This window comes from Mycobacterium sp. E3247, assembly GCF_001667785.1.
Lineage (GTDB): Bacteria > Actinomycetota > Actinomycetes > Mycobacteriales > Mycobacteriaceae > Mycobacterium.
Window position 1 is genome coordinate 1 of record NZ_LZJG01000329.1, and the last position, 3,868, is coordinate 3,868.

Sequence of the window (3,868 nt, forward strand, 5' to 3'; positions counted from 1 at the left end):
GCTCGCACTTCACTCGGAGGTCTTCGTCATGTCACCACGCCACGCCGTCACCAACGTCCGTGGTCAGTACAGCTAGCCCACCACCCAGATCGCCCGGGCGGCCGGGCTGCCCAGGTCGACCGTCGTCTCCACTCCGTCGCCGGATGCGATCGCCACCGAGATCATGCCGGCGAACTCCCGACGGGTCAGGACCCGCAGCCGCGAGTCGAGGTTGATGCCGACATCGGCGAAATAGCGCAGCATCTCCGGGTCGGCGTCGGAGATGCGGGCCACGGTTCCGGTGTCCCCGTCGCCGCACGCCCACAGCTGCCGCGCCGGCGGGGTGGGCACCTGCCCGTCCGAGGCCGGGATGGGGTCCCCGTGGGGGTCGCGCTGCGGGAACCCCAGCTTGGCGTCGATGCGGGCCACCAGCCGATCCGACACCGCGTGTTCGAGCACCTCGGCCTCGTCGTGCACCTCGTCCCAGCCGTAACCGAGCTCGTTCACCAGGAAGGTCTCCAGCAGCCGGTGCCGGCGCACCATCGCCAGCGCCGCCCGCCGGCCCGCCTCGGTCAGGGTCACGGCCCCGTATTTCTCGTGGTCGACCAGGCCCTGCTCGGCGAGCTTGCGGATGGACTCCGAGGCCGTACTGGCCGATACCCCGATCTTCTCGGCGAGCATCTTGGTGCTGACCTTTTGTGGCGCGTCCTTGGGGGACCACTCCTGGGCGTTCCAGATCACCTTGAGGTAGTCCTGGCCGACCGCGGTGATGCCGCCACGCTCTTCGTCAGCCCTCACAACGATCCTCACAACGATCCTCACGACGACCCTCACAACGACCCTCACCAGGACCCCTCACAACGACAAAGTTTAGGCAACGCAGGCCTGATCGTGTGCTCCTCGACACCCTCGTGGTGGCGGATCTCCCGGCCGACGGCGGGTGGCCGTAGGCTTGCCCTCGTGCAGCGGTGGCGCGGCCAAGACGAGATTCCCACGGACTGGGGCAGATGCGTGCTCACCATCGGCGTATTCGATGGCGTGCACCGGGGCCATGCCGAACTGATCGCGCATGCGGTCAAGGCCGGACGCGCGCGCAACGTGCCGACCGTGCTGATGACCTTCGACCCGCACCCGATGGAAGTGGTCTACCCGGGCAGCCATCCGGCGCAGCTGACGACGCTGACGCGGCGCGCCGAGCTGGTCGAGGAGATGGGCATCGACGTCTTCCTGGTGATGCCGTTCACCAGCGACTTCATGAAGCTGACGCCCGAGCGCTACGTCCACGAGCTGCTGGTGGAACACCTGCACGTGGTGGAGGTGGTGGTGGGGGAGAACTTCACCTTCGGCAAGAAGGCGGCCGGCAACGTCGAGACGCTGCGCCGCGCCGGGGAGCGCTTCGGGTTCGCGGTCGAGTCCATGTCGCTGCTGTCCGAGCATCACAGCAACGAGACGGTGACGTTTTCGTCCACCTACATCCGGTCCTGCGTGGACGCCGGCGACGTGGTGACGGCCATGGAGGCGCTGGGCCGCCCGCACCGCGTCGAGGGGGTCGTCGTCCGGGGCGAGGGGCGGGGCATGGAGCTGGGATTCCCGACCGCCAACGTGGCGCCCCCGATGTATTCGGCGATCCCGGCCGACGGCGTGTATGCCGCGTGGTTCACCCTGCTCGGGCACGGGCCGGTGACCGGCACCGTCGTCCCGGGCGAGCGCTACCAGGCCGCGGTGTCCGTGGGCACCAACCCGACGTTCTCCGGACGCACCCGCACCGTCGAGGCCTTCGTCCTGGACACCACCGCCGACCTCTACGGCCAGTACGTGGCGCTGGACTTCGTCGGCCGCATCCGCGGGCAGACCAAGTTCGATTCGGTGAAGGACCTGATCGACGCGATGGGCAGGGACACCGACCGTGCCCGCGCGATGCTCTCGGCGCGGGACTGACCCGCCGCGCTTTCAGGAGGCCAGCAGGTCGTCGATCTGGTTGATGGCCGACGAGGCGCCCTCGACCACGCCCATGTCCAGCACCTGCTGAAGCGCCTCGGCGGACTCGTAGGTGCTCACGTAGGTCGCCCGAGTGCCGCCGCCGTGCTCGGCGAAGGTGTACACGTTCACCGAGACCGGCAGGTCGGGCTTGGGGTTGAAGTCCGGGTCGGCGAAGCCGTCGAGGAACGAGAAGCTCGTCGGTTCGTCGACGGTCGTGATCTCCCAGTAGCCGGCGTAGACCTGCCAGATCCGCTGCACCGGAGCGGCGAAGTCCGCGGTGATGGTCAGCGTCAGGTTCTCCAGATCGTGCTGGACGTCGGTGACGGGCATGGTTCAGTCCTCCCTGGTCGGGTTGGTGGTGGAATCGGTCGAGTCGGATGCGATGAGTTCGTCGACGCGCGCGATGTGACCGCGCCAGAGCAGTTCCAGCTCGGTCAGCAGGGAAGCGACCGACCGCACGGCCGTCACGTCCCCCCTGGCCAACTGCTCGCGACCGCTGCGTCGTTTGGTTATCAGGCCGGCCTTCTCGAGCACGGCGACGTGCTTCTGCACCGCCGCAAAGCTCATGTCGTATTTCAGTGCGAGCGCGGACACCGAATGTTCCCCGGCCAGCGTCCGGCGCATGATGTCGCGCCGGGTCCGGTCGGCCAGCGCGTGGAACAGGGCATCCACCCGGTCCTCTTGAGCTACGGCCACGCCCCAAACCTACAACCAAATGGTTGTATGTTGTCAAGGGGTGACCACCGGCCTGTGATTTCGGCCGACGTCACCGCCGCTGATAGACTCGCCCACCGAGTACGGCGTGTGCTGCAGTCCGCGGTGGCCACGCCCGACGTATTTTTCGCGGCACCGATTGATGGAGATGTTTTCGTGGCGCTGACCGCCGAGCAGAAAAAAGAAATCCTGGGCACCTACGGCCTGCATGACACCGACACCGGTTCCCCGGAGGCGCAGGTCGCGCTGCTGACCAAGCGGATCGCCGACCTGACCGAGCACCTCAAGGTGCACAAGCACGATCACCACTCGCGGCGGGGTCTGCTCCTGCTGGTCGGTCGGCGGCGCCGGCTGCTCAAGTACGTCGCCCAGATCGACGTGGAGCGGTACCGCTCGCTGGTCGAGCGCCTGGGTCTGCGCCGCTGACGCTCGGAAACCGCCAATTGGTGTAGCCCTGCCGACGGGCTGAGTTCGCCATGTAGAGTGGGAGCGTTCTGGGCCGATTCGGCCCGAGCAAACGGTGCGGTCACGCAGATCCGCGTGTGCCGTTCCAGCGTGTCACTGCGCACGTCACATGGGAGCAGCCCGGTCTGCATCGGGCGGTCTTCGGTAGTGGCTGCCGGGCTCTCCGGATCTGGGGCAGGTCGGCCGCTTCGATCGATGGCCGTAGCCGCATTCAGACTCTTTCCTCTCCTAAGGAAGCTCTCGGGTTACCTGCGCGTGACCACGCGAAACAGCTGAATACCCAGAGAGGCCGTACGGACACCCATGTCTGTCGCTGAAATTGAAGAAGGCGTGTTCGAGTCAACCGCCGTTATCGACAACGGGAGCCTCGGCGCCCGCACCATCCGTTTCGAGACCGGCCGGCTGGCCCAGCAGGCCGCCGGCGCCGTCGTCGCGTACCTCGACGACGAGAACATGCTGCTGTCGGCGACCACCGCCAGCAAGAGCCCCAAGGAGCACTTCGACTTCTTCCCGCTCACCGTCGACGTCGAGGAGCGCATGTACGCCGCGGGCCGCATCCCCGGTTCGTTCTTCCGTCGCGAGGGCCGGCCCTCCACCGACGCGATCCTGACCTGTCGGCTGATCGACCGCCCGCTGCGGCCGTCGTTCGTCAACGGGCTGCGCAACGAGATCCAGGTCGTGGTGACGATCCTGAGCCTGGACCCCAACGACCTGTACGACGTGCTGGCGA

The 3,868-nt window shown here is 67.3% G+C and carries 5 protein-coding genes and 1 pseudogene; 3 read left to right on the forward strand and 3 right to left on the reverse strand.

The window, feature by feature from the left end; all coding sequences use genetic code 11:
* Nucleotides 1–72 precede the first annotated feature (72 nt).
* Nucleotides 73–777: a manganese-binding transcriptional regulator MntR gene (mntR, locus tag A9X04_RS18235; RefSeq protein ID WP_067923399.1), complete on the reverse strand. Its 705-nt coding sequence runs from the start codon at nt 775–777 to the stop codon at nt 73–75.
* Between the two features lie 162 nt (nt 778–939).
* Between mntR and A9X04_RS18240 the strand changes: the two genes are divergently transcribed.
* Nucleotides 940–1,917: a bifunctional riboflavin kinase/FAD synthetase gene (locus A9X04_RS18240; RefSeq protein ID WP_067923402.1), complete on the forward strand. Its 978-nt coding sequence runs from the start codon at nt 940–942 to the stop codon at nt 1,915–1,917.
* 12 nt (nt 1,918–1,929) lie between these two features.
* Here A9X04_RS18240 and A9X04_RS18245 read toward each other — a convergent pair whose 3' ends face one another.
* Both A9X04_RS18245 and A9X04_RS18250 read right to left on the reverse strand, forming a co-directional pair.
* Nucleotides 1,930–2,289 carry an SRPBCC domain-containing protein gene (locus tag A9X04_RS18245; RefSeq protein WP_067923405.1) on the reverse strand — a complete coding sequence of 120 codons (360 nt, stop codon included), beginning with the start codon at nt 2,287–2,289 and terminating at the stop codon, nt 1,930–1,932.
* A 3-nt stretch (nt 2,290–2,292) separates the two neighbouring features.
* Complete coding sequence (locus A9X04_RS18250) at nt 2,293–2,655, reverse strand: helix-turn-helix transcriptional regulator (protein ID WP_067923408.1); 363 nt, start codon at nt 2,653–2,655, stop codon at nt 2,293–2,295.
* A gap of 174 nt (nt 2,656–2,829) precedes the next feature.
* Here A9X04_RS18250 and rpsO point away from each other — a divergent pair, with 174 nt between their 5' ends.
* Nucleotides 2,830–3,099, forward strand: coding sequence for a 30S ribosomal protein S15 (rpsO, locus tag A9X04_RS18255; protein WP_003878661.1), 270 nt, complete (start codon nt 2,830–2,832; stop codon nt 3,097–3,099).
* A gap of 342 nt (nt 3,100–3,441) precedes the next feature.
* Nucleotides 3,442–3,868: pseudogene (locus A9X04_RS18260) on the forward strand (polyribonucleotide nucleotidyltransferase); the annotation flags it as partial.